Consider the following 17,876-nt stretch of genomic DNA (forward strand, 5'->3'; position numbering starts at 1 on the left):
TACTAGTGCTTCCCCTTGCCGGTGAATCATGTTTCACGTGAAACACTGCATACGTCGTGCGCACACATGGATCGACGTGGAATTGAATTCAATAGCGAGTGGTGATGGTCTCCAACGGACGAGCAGTACGGTTTCACGTGAAACAGCAGGATCACCTACTTGCCCTGGTATCAAACGCAGAGACCCCGGAGTCCAGGTGGAATCCCCCGTATCCGCGCAGATGCACGAGGCAAGGTGGCACAACTATCCTCGAGCAAACATTCCAGCATTCGAATGCGGACAAGTCTCGGTGCCTCCAGCCCGTTTCCATGCGGCAGGAGCTTCAGTGACCATCTGGTCCGTTCCCCCAAAGAATTGCCAGTTTTGAAATTGAAAAAGGTTCACAAATTGGGATGGGGGGACACCACTAGTCGCCAGGCTTCGAACTCAAGACCGTGTATCCGAAGACATGAAAAAGCCGGCGGCCTCGCTCAATAGCGAAACCACCGGCCCAATCGGAGGCGGCCGTAACAGGCGCGCCGGACGTCCTAGGACAGGACGGATTCAAATTCCTTTTCGAAGAACTGCTTCGGCTTTGCACCGATCACTGTGCTCTTCACTTCTCCCCCGCTGAAGAGGTAAACGGCTGGAATGGACGTGATGCCATACTCAGCGGCGATGGCCGGGTTGTCGTCGACATTCAGCTTGACGACATCGACCTTGTCTCCATACTCAACGGAGATCTCATCGAGGATCGGACCCAACTTGCGGCACGGGCCGCACCACTCGGCCCAGAAGTCCACAATGACCGGCTTTTCAGCGGCCAGGACGTCGGTGCTGAAACTGGCGTCGGTAACGTTTTTCGCGTTGCTCATAATTCTTTCCCTTCGAATGGATGGCTGCTGTGCCGATTAGGCGTGCAGGTCTGCAAGATAGTGCTCGACGTCCAAGGCAGCGACACAACCGGAGCCGGCGGCCGTGATGGCCTGGCGGTAGGTCGGGTCTACGACATCGCCAGCGGCGAAGACGCCCTTGATGCTGGTCTTGGAGCTGCGGCCGTCGACGGCGATAGTGCCTTCAGCAGCGAGTTCCAATTTCCCCTTGACGAGTTCGGTGCGGGGATCGTTGCCAATGGCCACGAAAACTCCGGTGACGGCGAGCTCGGACTCGGTGCCGTCGACGAGGTTTTTCAGCTTCAGGCCAGTCACCTTGTCCCCGCCGATGACGTCCTCGACGGCGGTATTCCACACGAAGTTGATCTTTTCGTGGGCCTGGGCGCGGTCACCCATGATCTTGGAAGCCTTGAGGGTGTCGCGACGGTGTACCACGGTGACGGACTTGGCGAACTTGGTGAGGAAGAGGGCTTCCTCCATGGCAGAGTCGCCGCCGCCGATCACTGCGATGTCCTGGTCTTTGAAGAAGAAACCGTCGCAGGTTGCACACCAGCTCACGCCGTGTCCGGAAAGACGCTTTTCATTCTCGAGGCCGAGCTCACGATAGGCGGAACCTGTGGACAGAATGATGGCCCGTGCCTTGAACTTCTCCCCCGTGCCGATAGTCACGGACTTGATGTCGCCGTCGAGATCCAGTTCCGTGACATCCTCAAACTGAATCTCAGTCCCAAAGCGTGCCGCCTGCTTTTCGAAGTTCTCCATGAGATCGGGTCCCATGACGCCCTCGGGGAAGCCGGGGTAGTTCTCGACGTCTGTCGTGTTCATCAGTTCGCCACCGGCAGTCACGGAACCGGCGATCAGAAGCGGGTTCATGTTGGCCCGTGCCGTGTAGACGGCCGCCGTGTAACCGGCAGGCCCGGAGCCTACGATAATGACATCACGTACGTTGGACGCGGTGTTTTCTGCGTTGCTCACTGTTGGGTGAACCTCTTCCTTAGTCGATGCACCGGTTCCTTGCGGCCGGCCACATGGCACAACCCTATGGCGGCGCGGAATATTCCGATGTTTCCGGGGACCCTAATATCCACCACCATTCAGGGTACCTTCTGGCAGTGCAGGGCATGGAAGCAAGAAGTCGTCGGCTACTGGACCTTGATCTCCGCAAGGCGCAGGCCGTAGCCGTAGCGCGTCTTGGGGGCGGTCAGTTTGGGCAGGGCCTTGATGGAGACAATCACGTATTGGGCCGTTACAGGGGAACTAAGCGGCATAGTGAGCTCCGGTGAGGTGAAGCTGTTGGTGCCGACCAACTTGGCGCCGTCCAAGGCCGGACGATCATTGGTGTAAACGCTGATGTTTCCACCGGAAGCGCCCAACTGGCTCAAAGTGACGGATGTCACCTGCGAGGGTGTCTTGAGCTTGACCAGCAGCGACACGCCATCGGGTGCGAGTCCACCCCAGTCGGCCGTGGCGAATTCCATGTCCGACCAGTAACTGGCGGCATTGCCGTCGAAGGTCTTGACCAGGTCTTTGTCGTAGGTCGCGGCGAAATCGAAATCGCCCATGCGGGTGACTCCATCAATGACCGGCGGCGCTGCGACCGGAGGTGCAGAGGCTGTGCCGGTGCTGCTCGGCTGTCCAGTTACGGTTTGAGACGCTGTGGAGGACTGCTTGGCCGCGGATGCCCCGCCGGGGATGAGGTTGCCGAGATTGGTGACAGCCAGGATCAAACCTACGATCAACACGGCGGCAAGGACCCCGCCTACGAGCCAACGGAAGGAACGGGGCTCGCGAACCGGCTCCTCGTCGTAATATTCGTCCTCGTCGAGGGGCTCTGCTTGCTCACGCGCGTTCGACGGGAAGCTCGATGCTCCCCGGCTGTATCCGCCGGCAGCCGAGGCCGCACCGCGGGAAGCGCCCGTGCCGCGCGCGCCGCCGTCGTCGTTAACGAAGCCATAGTCGTCCTCGGACCAGAGAGAGACTTTGGATTCCTGGGCCGGGGTTGCAGAAGTAGGCGCCTGAGGAGCGGATGCTGGAACAGCTTGTGTGGCGGGTGCCGCTTGGATTTGCTGGGGAGCGGTCCGGCTCGACTCGGCTGCCGACGCGGATGCGGGCCTCCCCGAAGGCGCGGCTTGGCCGTCGTCGCTGATTGACTTCCCGCTGCCCTTTACGGCCGCCGCGGCGGCGGCCGCAGCAGCCCCTGCCCCCGCTGCCGCAGCAGCGATGCGTGAACCAATGCCCCCGGAGGCCGACGCCGGCCGGCCAGCGGGCATGGGAGGAACCACCGGGCGGCGCGGGTCAGCGGCAGCCGGCAGCGATTCGCCGGTAGGGTGGGGCTCGACCTCGTCGTAACTGATGAACTCGGCGTCGTGCTCTTCGTCGTCGTAGAGCCCGTCGTAGGTCTCGGGCTCGTGGGACCGGGCCTGGCCGAAGATCTCGCTGCCAAGCGTGTCCGTGAAGAACGGTTCGACGTAAGGCGGGTTGGTGGCCACCACGAGGTCCAGCAGGTCGGGAGCGCTGCTGTGGTTGGTGATGAGGTAGGTGGTGGCGTCGCTGACCCCGAGATCGAGGATTTGGACATGTCCGGGCCGCTCGCCGGTGGCGACCTCGCGGGCGCTCTTGGCAACCTGATCGGCGTTTCCGGGGCCAGCCACGAGGATGCTGACAGGTCTGTTGAGGACCTGGTCCACGCCGTCGAGCACCAGATCCTGGTCGTGCGAAGTCAACACGGTGGCTGTGACTTTGTAGCGGCCGCCAAGCACTGATCCGACATCGATCGGGTGGGACACGGGTTCCTCCTATGACTGTCCGGAAGCTGCGGGTCCTGAATACGGGATCCGGCCAGCCGGGTGACCCGTGGTCTGCAACTACCTGTATTAGTTTCTGATCCTAGCTGATTAGGCCGTTCCGGCTCCCGGTTTGCGCGGATCCGTCACCTTTTGCGGCGGGATCCACCGCGGAAATAGGGGTTGTTTCCGAGTGTTCCCTGATAGGTGCGGCGGCCGGGCAATGGGACGCCCGGGCGGCCCGCGCCCCGTTGTGCGGTACTGGGGAGGTCTTCATCCGGCAGATAGGACTTCTCGACGTCGGACCAGGCGTCAACCTTGTCGTTCGCCTCCGCAATGCCTCCATCGGCATCGCGGCCGTCATCCCACTCGTCCTTGGAAGGCATGGTTTGCAAGGCGGGACCGGCGCGGAAGGATGCTGCGTCGAACTCCCCCGAGATGCGCGGAATGAGTCCGGTGTCGTCGGACACTGTGGCGCGGACCGCCGTCGGGGTTTGCTCTCCGGCCGCGGCCGGTGCTTTCGCAACCGGAACGCCCCGGCCGAGCCGGCCAAGCACCGGGCGCAGCAAATCGCGGAGCTCGCTGACGTGGAAGACGCGCAGCAGGAATAGGTAGGCAAGCAGCATGACGGGCCCGACGACGACCACCGTCACGAAAGCGGCAGGCCGGCTGCTCCAGGCGAAGCCGTCGGCGTGATAGCTGCCCAGGAGCCACAGGGCCAAGGCGCCGGCGATCGCCGATCCCAAGGCGGCATAGCCCATGCGGATGTACGAGTTGGCGATCCGGGGGCCGTCCACGTGGCCGAGGAGGCGCCGCAGGAACCAGACGCTGATGACCACGGAAAGGATGTTTCCGAGGGTGTAGAGGACGGCGATCGCGAAGATGATCCGGCCCACCGGCAGGAACTGGATGATGAACGCGCCCACAACGTTGACCAGCGCAAGGATGAGCTGGATGTAGAAAGGCGTCCGGGCGTCCTCGTTGGCGTAGAAGACGCGCGACATCATGAAGTTGGCGCTCATGAACGGGGTGCTCAGCGCGAGGATCGTCAGCGTCTGGGCGAGCATGACGCCGTCCTGGGGCTTCCCGCCGGAGAAGAACATGCCCAGCGGTCCGGCGAGGGCGAACAGGGCCAGTGCCCCGAAGACGGTGGCGACGGCCATGGTCCGCAGTCCGTGCGACAGGGCTTCGCGCAATTCGGCTTTGTTGCCCGACTGGGAGGCATGGGCCATCCGGTTGAACAGCACCGTGGCGAGCGACAACGCAATGATCGAGTGCGGGAGCAGGTACAGCTGGCTGGCGACTTCCAGGACCGCGTTACCCGGGAGGGTGGCGGCGGCCGGGTCTTGAGCGTGCTCCAGCCGAAGCCGCTCGGAGCCGGGAATCGTGGCGATCCTCATGACGTAAAGGAACGCGAGCTGCCCGACGGCGGCGGTCAGGAGCGTCCAGACGCTCAGTTTCGCGGCCTGGCCCAGCCCTACGCCCCTCCAGCCGAAGCGGGGCCGGAGCCCGAGCCGCAGGCGGATCACCGGGACGAGGAGTATGGCGGTCTGCGCGAGCACGCCGACAGTGGAGAAGCCGGCGATCAGGAAGGTCTGGACGGGCCCCCAATTGTCCAAGGTGTGGGGGTTCGTGTTGTTGGCGCCGAGGATCCAGATGAACATGCCCAGCCCGGCGATGGCCACCACGTTGTTCAGGATGGGCGCCCACATCGCGGGGCCGAAGGCACCGTTGGCGTTGAGGACCTGGGTGAGCAGCGCATACAGGCCGTAGAAGAAGATCTGCGGCAGGCAATAGAACGCGAAGGTTACGGCCAGCGATTTCTGCTGGGGTGAATAGCCCTGGGTGGTGAGGTCGATGACCATCGGCGCGGCCAAGGTGACCAGCGTGGTCAGCGTCAAGAGAACCAGCACAGCCAGGGTCAGGAGCCGGCTGATGTAGTCCGCGCCCCGGTCCGGACCCTTGCTGGCCTTGATGATCTGCGGGACCAGCACGGCATTGAAAACGCCACCGGCCACGAGGAGGAAAATCAGGTTCGGCAGGTTGTTGGCATTGATGAAGGTGTCGTTGACCGTCGATCCCAGGCCCAGCGCGGCGCCGAGCATCCAGGTTTTGGCGAAGCCGAGGAACCGTGAAACGAGCGTCCCGGCGGCCATGACGGCGCTGGAACGGGTTTCTCCGGATGGGACTGGCTGGGTAGTTTTGGCGGCAGACATTGTCATTATCGTCCCATGAGCCGGGCTGCCTGTTGCGTCAAGACGGAATGAAAGGCCGCGTTAGAGGTGTTCGGGCAGGACTTCCCGGGCAAGATCGGCGATGCGCCGCTCATTGGGAAAGGACAATTTGCGGGCCAATTCCTGGAGGGGAACCCACGCGGCATCGATGGCCTCTTGATCGGGATCGTTCTCGATGGTCAGTTCCCCGCCCGTGGCGCGCAGGAGGAAATGGTGCACGGTTTTGTGGACGCGGTGCCCGCTCACCGTGAACCAATAGTCGATGCTGCCGAGGGGAGCGAGGACATTGCCCTCGATTCCGGTTTCTTCAGCGATCTCGCGGACGGCTGCTTCCTCGTTGTTTTCCTTGCCCTCCGGATGCCCCTTCGGCAGGCACCACTCGAGCCGGCCACCCCTATTAAGGCGGGCGATGATCGCGACCCTCAGTTCGCCGTCGGACGTGTCGACGACGACGCCGCCGGCAGAGACTTCCTCCACCGTCGGAAGGGCGGCCTGGGCCGGGTGCGGAGCGGGCGCGACGTGGGCACCAATTGCCGACGGCAATGGTGCGTTCGTCCTCCTGCCAGGAGCACTCGGGATCGGGTTGGCCATGAGGTCCACTCTAACGACTCTTGCCCGTTGGTGATGACCGGGACATGGACTCACGGTGACGTGCGGATGGCGTGAGACCGTGATCCCGGTGTTGTTCCCACCCAATCGCAGCGCAATGACGAGGATCCGGTGTGATGGCGCGGTGAAATCTGACAAGCTTAAGGAACTATGGCGCAAGTATTGGACAGTTCTTCAGTTAATTTCCAGATGGATCCAGTGGTCCTGGACCTCGGTCAGCGGTTCGTGGGCGCTGGATTCGAACTGTCGCTGGTTGGCGGGCCGGTGCGGGACCTCTTCCTCGGCCGTGTCTCGCCGGACCTGGATTTCACCACTGACGCCACTCCGGACCAGACCCTTTCCATCATCAAGAGGTGGGCCGACAATTTCTGGGAAATCGGCCGCGCTTTTGGAACGATCGGGATGAAGAAGTCCGGCTTCCAGATCGAGATCACGACGTACCGCGCCGAGGCCTACGACGCCGATTCCCGCAAGCCCGCGGTGGCCTTCGGCTCGTCGCTCCTGGACGACCTCATGCGCCGCGACTTCACCATCAACGCCATGGCGCTCCGGCTGCCGTCGCTGGAACTCGTGGATCCTTTCGGCGGGGTCCGCGACCTCCACGCCTCGGTCCTCGCCACCCCGGGAGCACCCGAAGCGTCTTTCTCCGACGATCCCCTTCGCATGATGCGTGCTGCCCGCTTCGCCGCGCAGCTCGGCGTTGCCGTGCACGACGACGTCCGCCTCGCCATGTCCGGGATGGCCGAGCGGATCAAGATCATTTCCGCCGAACGCGTGCGCGAGGAACTCGTCAAGCTTATTAATGGTGCGCACCCGCGTGCGGGCATCGATCTCCTCGTGGAAACCGGACTGGCCGAATTCGTCCTCCCCGAGGTCTCCGCGCTGCGCCTCGAAGCCGATGAGCACCACCGGCACAAGGACGTCTACCAGCACTCCTTGCAGGTCCTGGAGCAGGCCGCGTCGCTTGAGACGGGCGCGGACGGCCCGGTGCCGGGTCCGGACTTTGTGCTGCGCTTCGCCGCGCTGATGCACGACGTCGGAAAGCCGGCGACGCGCCGTTTCGAACCGGGCGGCGCGGTGAGCTTCCGTCACCACGACATGGTGGGCTCCAAGCTGACCGCAAAACGCATGAAGGCCCTGCGCTTCGACAACGACAGCATCAAGGCCGTGGCGCGGCTTGTAGAGCTTCACATGCGGTTCTACGGATACGGCGACGCGGGCTGGACCGATTCGGCCGTCCGCCGCTACGTCGCAGACGCCGGCCCCTTGCTGGAGCGCCTGCACCGGCTGACCCGGTCCGATGTCACCACACGTAACCAGCGCAAGGCCGAGCGGCTCTCCTTTGCCTACGATGACCTTGAGCAACGGATCGAAGTCCTGGCCGAACAGGAATCGCTCAATGCCATCCGGCCGGACCTGGACGGAGCGCAGATCATGGCCTTGCTGGGACTCAAGCCCGGACCCGTGGTCGGCCGCGCCTACAAGTTCCTCCTGGAGGAGCGCATGGAAAACGGTCCGCTGTCCCAGGAAGACGCCGAGTCCAAGCTCCTGGCGTGGTGGACCGTTCAACCCGAGTCCGCCGTCGAACTTTCATCGGAACCAGCCGTCGATGCCAAAGCAGGCACCGCCGAACCAGAGGAGTCCTAAGTGAACCCTGCAGCCAAACCGTCCCGGCCACAGCTCTGGATCATGCGTCACGGCGAGACCGAATGGTCCAAGAGCGGCCAATACACGGGATTGACGGACCTTCCCTTGACGGTCGAAGGTGAGCAGCAGGCCGTGGAAGCGCGCAAGATCCTGGAAGGCATCGACTTCGACCTGGTCCTGACATCGCCGCTGCGCCGAGCCCGCCGTACCGCGGAGTTGGCAGGCTTCCCCGACGCCGTTCATGAGCCGCTGGCTGTGGAGTGGAACTACGGCGATTACGAAGGCATCAGCTCGGACCTCATCCGCAAGGACAACCCGGACTACCTCATCTGGACCGACGGCGTTCCCAACGGCGAGACACTCGACTCCGTGGCGGCCCGGGCCGACAAGATCATTGCCCGCGTCCTCGAGTCCGGAATGGACAATGTCCTGATTGTCGCGCACGGCCATTTCTCCCGCATCCTGACGGCCCGTTGGCTTGAATTGGACGCGAGGGAAGGACGCCACTTTGTCCTGGGAACGGCCAAAGTTTGTACCTTGGGATGGGACAAGCGGACGCCGGCCATTCTCCGCTGGGGACTGTAACAAGAATTAATTTCTAAATTGTTTGTAATTGGCTGGTCAACCGCGCGATTCATGGTGTAACTTTATTTTTGATCCCAGAGCAATCTGCCGGGATTGAGGCGTGCGCTACCCAGTCAGTCATCTGCGGTAGTGCCAAAACAGAAAAGGAGGTTGGGAAAATGATTACTTTGACTAGCGGATGGAAGATGACCGTTGCTGGCACCCCGGCCTTCGCTGTTCGACGCCGTCTTGCGGCCTAATCTCTCCTGATCTCCTTCGTCCCCTGATGATTCAGGGCTGATCAAGGTGCAATCAGGCTCCGAGTTGGGCCTGCCATTGAGCGGTATCACGCGATTGACGTGGTGCGCAGTTTCCTCATAGTTCGGAACCAGCTTCTTGTTGGGGACGGCTGCCCTGGATACCCCCTGCCGGAGCTCCATGCTCCGGTACGGACACGGTCGTTCGATAAATCCACTTAATCCACCCCTCATTGCCTGGCATTCACACGCCTAATTCTGCCGCTGTTTTCTTCGAATTCAGGAGGCTTAATTGTCATGCCTGAATTCCGGCAATTCCCTTCAATAACGAAAGGAGGTGAACCCCTTGGCCAAGCGCCTCAAGGACCTGATGGTCTTCAACAGCAAGCCCGCCGTCAAAGACAAGACCCTCTTCAACGGACAACTGCTGGACCAACGCAGGGAAGACGTCTACGTCGTCCTGCATCAAATGGGCATCATCCGCTGAGTGTCCCCACCACTGCACTACAGGAGGGACTGATGGCACACATCGGACCGTTCGCCTCGGAAGCCCGCGCGGCTACGCGTGGGCTTCCGCCTTTTAATGCGGGGGCTTGGGGAGGAGCGCTCCCGTGCCTGAAGGTAAGCTCGATTCCATGCAGGAGACAAAGCCGCACCTCGAGCAAAAGCGTGCGCGCTTTGTGGTTCCCAGCCGTAGTGATTCGTTGCTCAGGAATTTCACCGAGTTGATCGGGGGACCCCTCGGACGGCGGTCCTCCCCCGGGGCCATCTCTCCTGGATTCTTCACCGTGGAGCGGGTCCTGATCATCCTCACGATCGTCGCCGCGATCGTTTCGATCATGATCAAGGGCTATTGCCGCGTCAACGGCTGGCACACCCCCCAGCAGTTCTATGCCACCTGCTACTCGGATTTCCCCGAACTTTTCAGCAGCAGGGGCTTCGCCGACGGCGTCTTCCCGTTCCTTGATCCGAAAAGCATGTTCGAATATCCGGTGATCATCGGGCTGATAGCCGGTGCTACCGCACGGCTGGTCCCGGGCCACGGAGCCACCCCCGATCGGATCCTGGGCTACTTCGACGTGAACGCCACCCTGATTGCGGCCATGTGGATCGTGGTGGTTCTGGCTACCGCGCGCATCAATCGTCGCCGGCCGTGGGATGCGGCAATGGTGGCCCTCGCGCCCGGGATTGTCCTGGCCGGAGTTATCAACTGGGACATGTGGGCAGTTGCCATGCTCGCGGTGGGGATGTACTTCTTCTCGAAGGACCGTCTCGTCATAGCCGGCTTGTTCATCGGCTTGGGAACAGCCACCAAGCTTTATCCGCTGCTTATCCTCGGCGCGATCCTCTTGCTGGCATTGCGAAGCGGCCGCATGCGTGGCTTCTTTGTGACAACCGTGTCAGCCGCCGTCGCTTGGCTGGCAGTCAACGTGCCGATCGCGGCAATCAACCCAGCCGGTTGGCGCTACTTTTTCGACTACACCCGTGATCGCCCGGCGGGGTACAGCTCCTTGTGGTTCGCCTATAACCTCGTTGCCGAACGCCTCCATCTGGCCAAACTTGGCCCCGACGCCATCAATGCCTTGGCGATGGACATGTTCCTCCTTGCGTGCATTCTGATTGCTGTATTGGCATTGGCGGCTCCGCGGCGCCCGCGGCTGGCCCAGCTGACCTTCCTGATCGTGGCCGCCTTCGTGCTGAGCAATAAGGTCTATTCGCCCCAATATGTGCTCTGGTTGGTGCCCTTGCTGGCTTTGGCGCGACCCCGCTGGCTCGATTTCCTGGTCTGGCAGGCAGCTGAGGCGCTGCACTGGGCTGCCACCTGGATGTATCTGGGTCAGATCAGTAGCGGCGGGGCGGCGCAGAACAACATTGATATGCCGTACTACGTCATGGCCGTGATACTGCATATGGCCGTGACGGCATATTTGATGTTGAGGGTTGCATGGGACATCTGGGATCCACACCTTGATCCCCTCCGGGTCCAGGGTGTGGACGATCCTCACGGTGGCCTGTTCGATGGCGCGAAGGATTGGTTCCGGGTGGACCTCAAGAGTCCGACGGCATCGGTGCTGCCCTGGCGGCGCGTTGATTTGAATTCCGCGGAGGACCGTTCAGGGCGCCATCCGCAACCAGGGCGCGACACGTCCGAAACTTTCCGCGACTCAGTGAACTCCACGCAGGGCGAGGGTGAACGCGATGGCTGAGGTCGCCGTCGTCGGCTCCGGACCGAACGGTTTGGCCGCAGCTGTAGTGATGGCCCGGGCGGGCCTGGCTGTCCGGGTGTACGAGGCTGCCGAGACGATCGGTGGTGGAACGCGGACGGCTGAACTGCTGGAGCCGGGGCATATCCACGACGTCTGCTCAGCTGTGCACCCCATGGCGCTGGCTTCGCGTTTCTTCCGGGATTTTGAACTCGAACGGCGTGTGGAGCTGCGTTTGCCGGAGGTCCAATACGGAACACCGCTCGACGGCGGCAGGGCAGTTCTCGCGTATCGCTCGCTGGAGCGGACGGCTTCTGAACTCGGGGCCGACGGAGCTGCGTTTACCCGCCTGATGGGACCGTTGGTGGAGCATCTGGGCGGCGTTCTTGACGTGACGCAGAACCAGTTGCTGCGGGTGCCAGCCCGTCCGATCACGGCGCTACGACTCGGCCTGGCAACCTTGGAACAAGGTTCGCCGTGGTGGAACCGGCGCTTCACCGGGGATGCGGCACCCGCGCTCCTGACGGGTGTCGCGGCGCATGCTGTGTCTCCGCTTCCTTCGCTCGCAGCCGCAGGGGCGGGACTTCTCCTGGGTGCGCTGGCCCATGCCGGTGGCTGGCCCATTCCGGTGGGTGGTTCCGTGGCCATAGCGGATGCCATGGTGCGGGACATCGAAGCCCACGGCGGAGTGGTCGAGACCGGTGTGCGGATCGAATCCTTGGAAGAGCTGCGTCCCGCGAAGGCCATCCTGCTGGATGTCGCACCACCAGGACTGCTGCGCATGGCGGGCGCCGCGCTTCCCGCCCGCTATAGGAAGTCGCTGGAAACATTCCGCTTTGGGAATGCGGCATGCAAGGTGGATTTCATTCTGTCCGGGCGGGTGCCTTGGGCGGCTCCAGGTTTGGCCGGCGCCGGGACGGTGCATGTGGGCGGCACGCGTGCTGCCATGGCGGAGGCCGAGAACCTTGTAGCTGCGGGCCGGCATCCCGCGAAGCCGTATGTCCTTGTGGCTCAGCCATCCATAGTGGATCCGGGGCGCGCTCCCGCCGGGCGGCACATCCTCTGGTCTTATTGCCACGTTCCCAAGGGTTCCACGGTGGACATGGCCGACGCCGTCATGTCCCGGATCGAGGATTTCGCGCCGGGCTTCCGCGACGTGGTGGTCGGCTGGAAGACGACGACGGCGACGGGCTTGGCCAGCTACAACGCGAACTACGTTGGCGGCGATTTTAGCGCGGGGCTCATGGACATCCGAGGACTTGTACAACGTCCCGTGCTCTCCTCAGTGCCGTGGCGGACGCCTCTGCCCGGGGTGTACCTGTGTTCCTCGTCCACGCCTCCGGGACCTGGAGTAACAGGAATGCCCGGGTACCATGCCGCTAAATATGCCCTGAAGGACATGTTCGGCCTGCCGATACCCGGGCTTGGCCTAGGCGCATAACCCCTGCGACGCCCGCTCACTTATGTCCTATATTTTCCGATGCCCGCTCACCTATGAGCCCTATTTCCCGGACCCTCGCTCACCTACGCGCACGAGCGGCCGGCGCTTTTCTTCAGATGTGAGCGGGCGTTTGGAAAAGGGCGTCTATATGTGAGCGGGCGTTGGGCTAGTTGGCTGCGGTGAAGCGTGCGCGGCGGTGGGCCGGAGCCTCGATTTCGTCCAGCATGGCCACGGCGTAGTCCTGTGTGGAGATGGTGTTGCCGGCCGGGGAATCCTTCGCAGTGGAGTATGTTCCCGTGCGCTCACCCGGCTGGATGACTGGCGCGGGGGCGAGTACGGTCCAGTCCAGGCTCTCGGGAGCTTCCTTGACGGCGGCGAAAGCTGCGGCGGCCGTGGTTGCTTCGGCCTTGTACGCCTCAGGGAAGTCGGGCGAATCGAGGAGGCGGACGCCGTCGATCTCCAGGGTGCCTGCGCCGCCGACGATCATGAGCCGTGTGCCTTCTGCGTTGCTGTAGGCGGTGTCCATTGCCGCAAGCCACTCCCCGTGGTCTCCGCCGGTGCGGCTGGGACCGGTGGCGAGGATGACGGCGTCGTGCTCTTTGGCGATCGCCGCGAAACTCTGGCCATCCGCTTGATCGGCGGCGAGGGCCTTCGCTCCGGCAACCTCTGAACCCTTGCGGGATATGGCGGTGACTTCGTGGCCGCGGCTGAGGGATTCGTTGACGATCTGGCTTCCGACCATGCCTGTGGCGCCGTAAACTGCGATTTTCATGACTCTCCTTGGGTTGCTATCCTTGCAATATGAAAACAGTATCTAATTGATACTGATAGCTTCAAAGGAACTTAGTTACCTCATGGATACCAATGATCTGCCAGCAAACATCCTCGACCCTGATTGCCCGTCGCGGGTGATCTTTCAACGCATCGGCGACAAGTGGGCCTCATTGGTGGTTCAAGTCCTTGCAGATGGCCCGATCCGATTCTCCGAGCTCCGCAAGGTGGTCCACGTAGTGACGCCGAAGGTGCTCACCCAGACCCTTCGAACCCTGGAGCGCGACGGTCTCATCACCCGGACTGTCCACGCGCAGGTGCCCCCTCGCGTCGACTATGAACTGACCGAGCTTGGAGCTTCCCTGCTGGAGCCCTTGACACTTTTGCGTCTCTGGGCCGAAGACCACGTGCCCAGCATTCTCAAGGCCCGCGATGCCTATGACGATGCCCAGGACGAGGCCGTCATCCGAGGCTGACCCTTCGCGCTCTCGCCCGCACTGAGGCGTCCGTCCCGCATGGTTGCCACGGAGTCGGTGAGCGGCAGGAATTCGGTGTCGTGCGTGACCATGACGGTCGCCGTCGCGAACTCGTCAGTGACTTGACGCAGCAGCCGCACGATCGATCCACTGCGCTCGTGATCCAAGGCCGCGGTCGGCTCGTCGACGAGCAGAACCCGGGGCTGGCCCATGAGCGCCCTGGCGATGTTCACGCGCTGCCGCTGGCCTCCCGAGAGCTGGTGCGGCCTCTTGTTGAGTGAACTCCCGAGCCCGACGACGTCGAGCAGTTCCGTAGCGCGCTCCCGTGCCGCTTTGGACGGCTTCCCCCGGAAGTGGTCGCCGATGATCAACTGCTCGACGGCGGTCAGCGACGGCAGGAGGTTGGGTTGCTGGAAGATGATGCCCACCTTTTCCCGGCGCAGGGAAGTCAGTTCCGTGTCCTTGAGTCCTGTGGCATCAATGCCGTCGATGATGACGAGCCCGGAACCCGGCCGGACGAGTGTTGCCGCCACGGCCAGAAGCGACGACTTCCCGGAGCCCGACGGGCCCACGAGGGAAAAGAACTCGCCGGCGTCCACGCGCAGATCCACGGCATCCAAGGCCTTGAGGGTGGAGTCTCCGTCGGGGTACTCCAGGGTGACATTGACGAGGTTTAGTACTGGATTCATGAATATGCCTTTCTGGGAATATTAGGAAATGGCCTAGTTGCCGCCGAGGGCGATAAGCGGATCCACCCTGGTGATGCTGCGTACTGCCAGCGCCGCGCCGCCAAGTCCGAGGAGCACGATTCCGGCAATCGGGACGAGCGTCGTCAGTGGAGTCACGAGGAACGGGGCAGCCTTGGAGGCAAAGAAGCCGCCGACCACGCCAACGCCGCCGCCCAGTCCCGCCCCTGCGAGCAAGACGATTCCTGCCTGGACCAAGGCGTCCCGCACCACGTAGCCGGACGAGGCACCCATGGCCTTGAGCACTGCGATGTCGCGCGTGCGCTGGACAGTCCAGACGGTCAGGAAGGCCACGATGACAAGCGCAGAGATGCCGTAGAGGAAGGCCTGCATCAGCATGAGAGAGCCGTTTTCGCTCTTGTAGGAGCCGAGGGCCTGGAACGAGCCACTGGGCGTGGCGCTGACTGTGCCAGCCGCAGCGTTGGCGGCGTCGACGTCCACGGAGGCTCCGGCGTCGTAGTTCACCGCGAGGACCGTCCCGATCGATTCCCCGGCAGGAATATGTGCGAGCTTTTGCCACGTTGCCCGGGAAGTCCAGACAACCCCGGTGTGCGAGTACCACTCGTCCTGGGTGATGGCGGAAACCTTCAGGCTGGTACCGCCCACACTCACGTGGCTCCCAGTGCTCAGCGCGAGTTCCTTCGACAAGGCCTCACCGACCACCACCTCGCCTTCCTTGACCGGCACTGGCGAGATGCCGCCGTCGGCCCCGAAGACCGCGATGTTGGCGGTGCCGGCGGCGTTATTGGAGGAATCGAGGGACTGGAACCGTGTCTGGGTGATACCCACCGCTTCGACAGAAGCAACACCCGGCCGGTTCCGCCAGGCTTCGAGCTGCTTGTTGGAGACTTCCGATTCCGTGTAGGAGGCCTTGGCCTCGCCCCCGGCTGGCGCGCCGAAGGCGATTTGCTGCGCCGGAAGGGCCGAAATGGCCGACGTCGACTGGTTGCCTAGGCCCGCGGTCAGCCCGGAGAGCATGACGAGGAGGAGTGTGATGAGGGCGACGACGCTTCCCATGAGGGCGAAGCGGCCCTTGGCGAAGCGGATGTCGCGCACGGCGAGAAACATGGAATTCCTTTGGTTCGGAGGCGATTTTCTGGTCCTGTTTCAACTCTCCGGGCAGTTGGCGGCTGAAACATCGGGAAGTGGATGGACCCAACCGATCGCCTTGGTTGACTGCGGGATCAACCGTTTGGTTGATTGGAGCCGAATACGGCGGAAACGGGGCAAAAGTGTCGGAGGGCGAGGCTACGCTGGAGGGCATGCAGGGAGACGATTCGCAGCAAGTCGCCGCGCCGCCTGCGCCGCGGCAGCAACCGGGTGACATGACGCAGCCGAATGGCTCCGCCGTGATTTTGCGGGTCCTGCGCGTCAGCCTGCACGTCGGTTTTGCGGTGCTTTTGTTGGTGGCAATCGTCAGGCTTGCAGTCGCGGGCCTTTCGCCTTTCGCCACCGGGGCAGGCCTAGGACTTTCGCTGCTACTGGCTGCTGTCTACCTCGCAGGGACGGTTCTCGAGAAGCGCCACGCCGGCCATTCCGAGCGTTTCAATCCGAAGCCATACGCACGCTGGTGGCTCGCCGTCGTTGGACTCCTATGGCTGCTGCTCATGCTCATCAGTCCGGACTTCGCGTGGATAGCCTTCCCGCTGTTCTTCCTGCAGCTGCATATCCTGCCGCGGCGCTTCGCCCTGCCCGCGATCGCTGCCAGCACCGCACTCCTGATCGCGGCGATGTGGTTCCATAACCGTGGCGCCGGGGCGGATGCCTTGCAACTTGCCATGGTCCTCGGGCCTGTTTTCGGGGCCGCTTTCGCGGTTGTCACCGGCCTGGCGTATCGAGCGCTCTACGTCGAGGCGGAGAACCAACGCCTTGCCGCTGAGGAATTGCGCCGTACCCGGGCGGAATTGGCACGAAGCCAGCACGACGCCGGGGTGCTGGCAGAGCGCGAAAGGCTCGCCCGCGAAATCCACGACACCCTGGCGCAGGGATTCTCGAGCATCGTCCTGATGGGGCGCTCGGCGGAGAAAGCGCTCGACGCCGGTGACAACGCCGCGGCCCGCGACCGGCTCAGGACCGTCCGGGAGACGGCAGCCAGCAACCTGGCGGAGGCCCGCAACTTCGTCCGCGGTCTTGGATCCCCCGAACTGGATGAGTCAGAGCTGGCGGATACCCTGCGACGCCTCTGCACCAAGACCGAGGCCGAGGCCTCCGCCCGCGGAGCCACGCTGCGCTGCCGCTTCGAGCTCCAGGGCACGCCGGTGCCTCTGCCCAACCCATACCGGACCACCCTGTTGCGGGCGGCTCAGTCTTCCTTGGCGAACGTGTGGGCGCATGCACAGGCGAGCACCGCCGTCGTGACCCTGTCCTTCCTGGACGCCGAGGTGACGATGGACGTGTTCGACGACGGTGCGGGCTTCGATCCCGCCGCGGCGGATGCCGCCGCAACCCGCGGCGACGGAACCGGCGTCGGGCTTAAAAGCCTGCGCGAGCGGCTCGCGGCCCTGAATGGAACGCTCGACGTCGAGTCGGCACCCGGGGAGGGGACCGTGGTGGCAATCCGGCTGCCGCTGGGTCCCGGCAACGGAGCCCTGGAGGCGACTCTGTGACCACTATCAGGGTCTTGCTCGTTGACGATCATCCCGTGGTCCGCGCGGGGCTCCGGGCCATGCTTGCCGACTTCGAAGGCGTCCACGTGGTGGCGGAAGCGGCCGACGGCGCCGCCGCATTGGCGGAACTGTCGAAGCTCCACACCCTCGGCGAACCCGTGGACGTGGTTCTCATGGACTTGCAAATGGGCTCTGGCATGGACGGCGTCACCGCCACGGGCAAGATCAAAGCCGGGGAAGCCGGGACTCCCCCGCCGCCGGTCCTGATCCTGACCACCTACGACAACGACGCCGACATCCTCGCCGCAGTTGAGGCCGGTGCCAGCGGATACATGCTCAAAGACGCGCCGCCTGAGCAAATCCGGCAGGCCGTGGTGTCTGCGGCGGCGGGTCAGACGGCCCTTGCGCCGGAGGTTGCCGCCCGGCTCATGGGGCGGATCCGCAATCCGGTGAACGCCTTGAGTGCTCGTGAAGTGCAACTCGTGGAGCTCCTTGCCACTGGGATGAGCAACCGTGCGATGGCGAGGCAACTGTTCATTTCCGAGGCCACAGTCAAGACCCATTTGGTGCATATTTACGGCAAGCTCGGCGTCGACAACCGGACTGCGGCCATCGCGGTGGCGACCCAGCGCAGGATCATCCGCAGCCAGTAGGATCGGCGCGCAC

At 63.3% G+C, this 17,876-nt stretch carries 16 protein-coding genes; 8 read left to right on the top strand and 8 right to left on the bottom strand.

What is annotated here, in order from left to right:
- Positions 1-527: 527 nt before the first annotated feature.
- The 5 genes from trxA to ACSBOX_RS00105 all read right to left on the bottom strand — a co-directional run bounded on the left by trxA (position 528) and on the right by ACSBOX_RS00105 (position 6,432).
- Positions 528-854, bottom strand: coding sequence for a thioredoxin (trxA, locus tag ACSBOX_RS00085; RefSeq protein WP_078107075.1), 327 nt, complete (start codon positions 852-854; stop codon positions 528-530).
- A gap of 36 nt (positions 855-890) precedes the next feature.
- On the bottom strand, positions 891-1,847 hold the full coding sequence (gene trxB / locus ACSBOX_RS00090) for a thioredoxin-disulfide reductase (RefSeq protein ID WP_442544243.1): 957 nt from the start codon (positions 1,845-1,847) through the stop codon (positions 891-893).
- Positions 1,848-2,014: 167 nt separating this feature from the next.
- A complete protein-coding gene (locus tag ACSBOX_RS00095) occupies positions 2,015-3,658 on the bottom strand; it encodes an ABC transporter substrate-binding protein (protein WP_442544244.1) in 1,644 nt (547 codons plus the stop codon).
- 143 nt (positions 3,659-3,801) lie between these two features.
- Positions 3,802-5,871: a murein biosynthesis integral membrane protein MurJ gene (gene murJ / locus ACSBOX_RS00100; protein WP_442546086.1), complete on the bottom strand. Its 2,070-nt coding sequence runs from the start codon at positions 5,869-5,871 to the stop codon at positions 3,802-3,804.
- A 60-nt stretch (positions 5,872-5,931) separates the two neighbouring features.
- A complete protein-coding gene (locus ACSBOX_RS00105) occupies positions 5,932-6,432 on the bottom strand; it encodes an NUDIX hydrolase (RefSeq protein WP_059388857.1) in 501 nt (166 codons plus the stop codon).
- A 216-nt stretch (positions 6,433-6,648) separates the two neighbouring features.
- Between ACSBOX_RS00105 and ACSBOX_RS00110 the strand changes: the two genes are divergently transcribed.
- The 5 genes from ACSBOX_RS00110 to ACSBOX_RS00130 all read left to right on the top strand — a co-directional run bounded on the left by ACSBOX_RS00110 (position 6,649) and on the right by ACSBOX_RS00130 (position 12,611).
- Entirely contained in the window at positions 6,649-8,145 is a 1,497-nt protein-coding gene (locus ACSBOX_RS00110) for a CCA tRNA nucleotidyltransferase (protein ID WP_442544245.1), read from the top strand.
- Complete coding sequence (locus tag ACSBOX_RS00115; RefSeq protein WP_269998356.1) at positions 8,146-8,730, top strand: histidine phosphatase family protein; 585 nt, start codon at positions 8,146-8,148, stop codon at positions 8,728-8,730.
- A 582-nt stretch (positions 8,731-9,312) separates the two neighbouring features.
- A complete protein-coding gene (locus ACSBOX_RS00120) occupies positions 9,313-9,453 on the top strand; it encodes a hypothetical protein (protein WP_442544246.1) in 141 nt (46 codons plus the stop codon).
- 148 nt (positions 9,454-9,601) lie between these two features.
- Complete coding sequence (locus tag ACSBOX_RS00125) at positions 9,602-11,173, top strand: glycosyltransferase family 87 protein (protein WP_442546087.1); 1,572 nt, start codon at positions 9,602-9,604, stop codon at positions 11,171-11,173.
- Positions 11,166-12,611: a phytoene desaturase family protein gene (locus ACSBOX_RS00130; protein ID WP_442544247.1), complete on the top strand. Its 1,446-nt coding sequence runs from the start codon at positions 11,166-11,168 to the stop codon at positions 12,609-12,611. The genes ACSBOX_RS00125 and ACSBOX_RS00130 overlap by 8 nt, the downstream gene beginning before the upstream one ends.
- A 166-nt stretch (positions 12,612-12,777) precedes the next feature.
- Here the strand turns inward: ACSBOX_RS00130 and ACSBOX_RS00135 are convergent, their stop codons facing one another.
- Positions 12,778-13,383, bottom strand: coding sequence for an NAD(P)-dependent oxidoreductase (locus ACSBOX_RS00135; RefSeq protein ID WP_442544248.1), 606 nt, complete (start codon positions 13,381-13,383; stop codon positions 12,778-12,780).
- Positions 13,384-13,465: 82 nt separating this feature from the next.
- Between ACSBOX_RS00135 and ACSBOX_RS00140 the strand changes: the two genes are divergently transcribed.
- A complete protein-coding gene (locus tag ACSBOX_RS00140) occupies positions 13,466-13,858 on the top strand; it encodes a winged helix-turn-helix transcriptional regulator (protein ID WP_442544249.1) in 393 nt (130 codons plus the stop codon).
- Here the strand turns inward: ACSBOX_RS00140 and ACSBOX_RS00145 are convergent.
- The gene (locus ACSBOX_RS00145) at positions 13,819-14,547 is read right to left on the bottom strand and encodes an ABC transporter ATP-binding protein (RefSeq protein ID WP_442544250.1); all 729 of its coding nucleotides are present in this window, start codon (positions 14,545-14,547) and stop codon (positions 13,819-13,821) included. The two genes, ACSBOX_RS00140 and ACSBOX_RS00145, sit on opposite strands and share 40 nt — an antisense overlap.
- 33 nt (positions 14,548-14,580) lie before the next feature.
- A complete protein-coding gene (locus tag ACSBOX_RS00150) occupies positions 14,581-15,672 on the bottom strand; it encodes an ABC transporter permease (protein ID WP_442544251.1) in 1,092 nt (363 codons plus the stop codon).
- Positions 15,673-15,929: 257 nt separating this feature from the next.
- Between ACSBOX_RS00150 and ACSBOX_RS00155 the strand changes: the two genes are divergently transcribed.
- Positions 15,930-17,210 (top strand): sensor histidine kinase, encoded by a 1,281-nt coding sequence (locus tag ACSBOX_RS00155; protein ID WP_442546088.1) that lies wholly within the window; start codon positions 15,930-15,932, stop codon positions 17,208-17,210.
- Positions 17,207-17,863 carry a response regulator gene (locus ACSBOX_RS00160; RefSeq protein WP_442544252.1) on the top strand — a complete coding sequence of 219 codons (657 nt, stop codon included), beginning with the start codon at positions 17,207-17,209 and terminating at the stop codon, positions 17,861-17,863. Before ACSBOX_RS00155 ends, ACSBOX_RS00160 begins: the two co-directional genes overlap by 4 nt.
- The last annotated feature ends 13 nt before the right edge of the window (positions 17,864-17,876 follow it).

It is taken from the genome of Arthrobacter sp. KN11-1C (assembly GCF_052180225.1).
GTDB lineage: Bacteria > Actinomycetota > Actinomycetes > Actinomycetales > Micrococcaceae > Arthrobacter.

What these genes read in the sequence shown, in the direction of transcription:
- trxA (WP_078107075.1), bottom strand. Translation starts at nt 854, where the DNA reads ATGAGCAACGCGAAAAACGTTACCGACGCCAGTTTCAGCACCGACGTC.
- murJ (WP_442546086.1), bottom strand. Translation starts at nt 5,871, where the DNA reads ATGTCTGCCGCCAAAACTACCCAGCCAGTCCCATCCGGAGAAACCCGT.
- ACSBOX_RS00110 (WP_442544245.1), top strand. Translation starts at nt 6,649, where the DNA reads ATGGCGCAAGTATTGGACAGTTCTTCAGTTAATTTCCAGATGGATCCA.
- ACSBOX_RS00125 (WP_442546087.1), top strand. Translation starts at nt 9,602, where the DNA reads ATGCAGGAGACAAAGCCGCACCTCGAGCAAAAGCGTGCGCGCTTTGTG.
- ACSBOX_RS00130 (WP_442544247.1), top strand. Translation starts at nt 11,166, where the DNA reads ATGGCTGAGGTCGCCGTCGTCGGCTCCGGACCGAACGGTTTGGCCGCA.
- ACSBOX_RS00135 (WP_442544248.1), bottom strand. Translation starts at nt 13,383, where the DNA reads ATGAAAATCGCAGTTTACGGCGCCACAGGCATGGTCGGAAGCCAGATC.
- ACSBOX_RS00140 (WP_442544249.1), top strand. Translation starts at nt 13,466, where the DNA reads ATGGATACCAATGATCTGCCAGCAAACATCCTCGACCCTGATTGCCCG.
- ACSBOX_RS00145 (WP_442544250.1), bottom strand. Translation starts at nt 14,547, where the DNA reads ATGAATCCAGTACTAAACCTCGTCAATGTCACCCTGGAGTACCCCGAC.
- ACSBOX_RS00150 (WP_442544251.1), bottom strand. Translation starts at nt 15,672, where the DNA reads ATGTTTCTCGCCGTGCGCGACATCCGCTTCGCCAAGGGCCGCTTCGCC.
- ACSBOX_RS00155 (WP_442546088.1), top strand. Translation starts at nt 15,930, where the DNA reads ATGACGCAGCCGAATGGCTCCGCCGTGATTTTGCGGGTCCTGCGCGTC.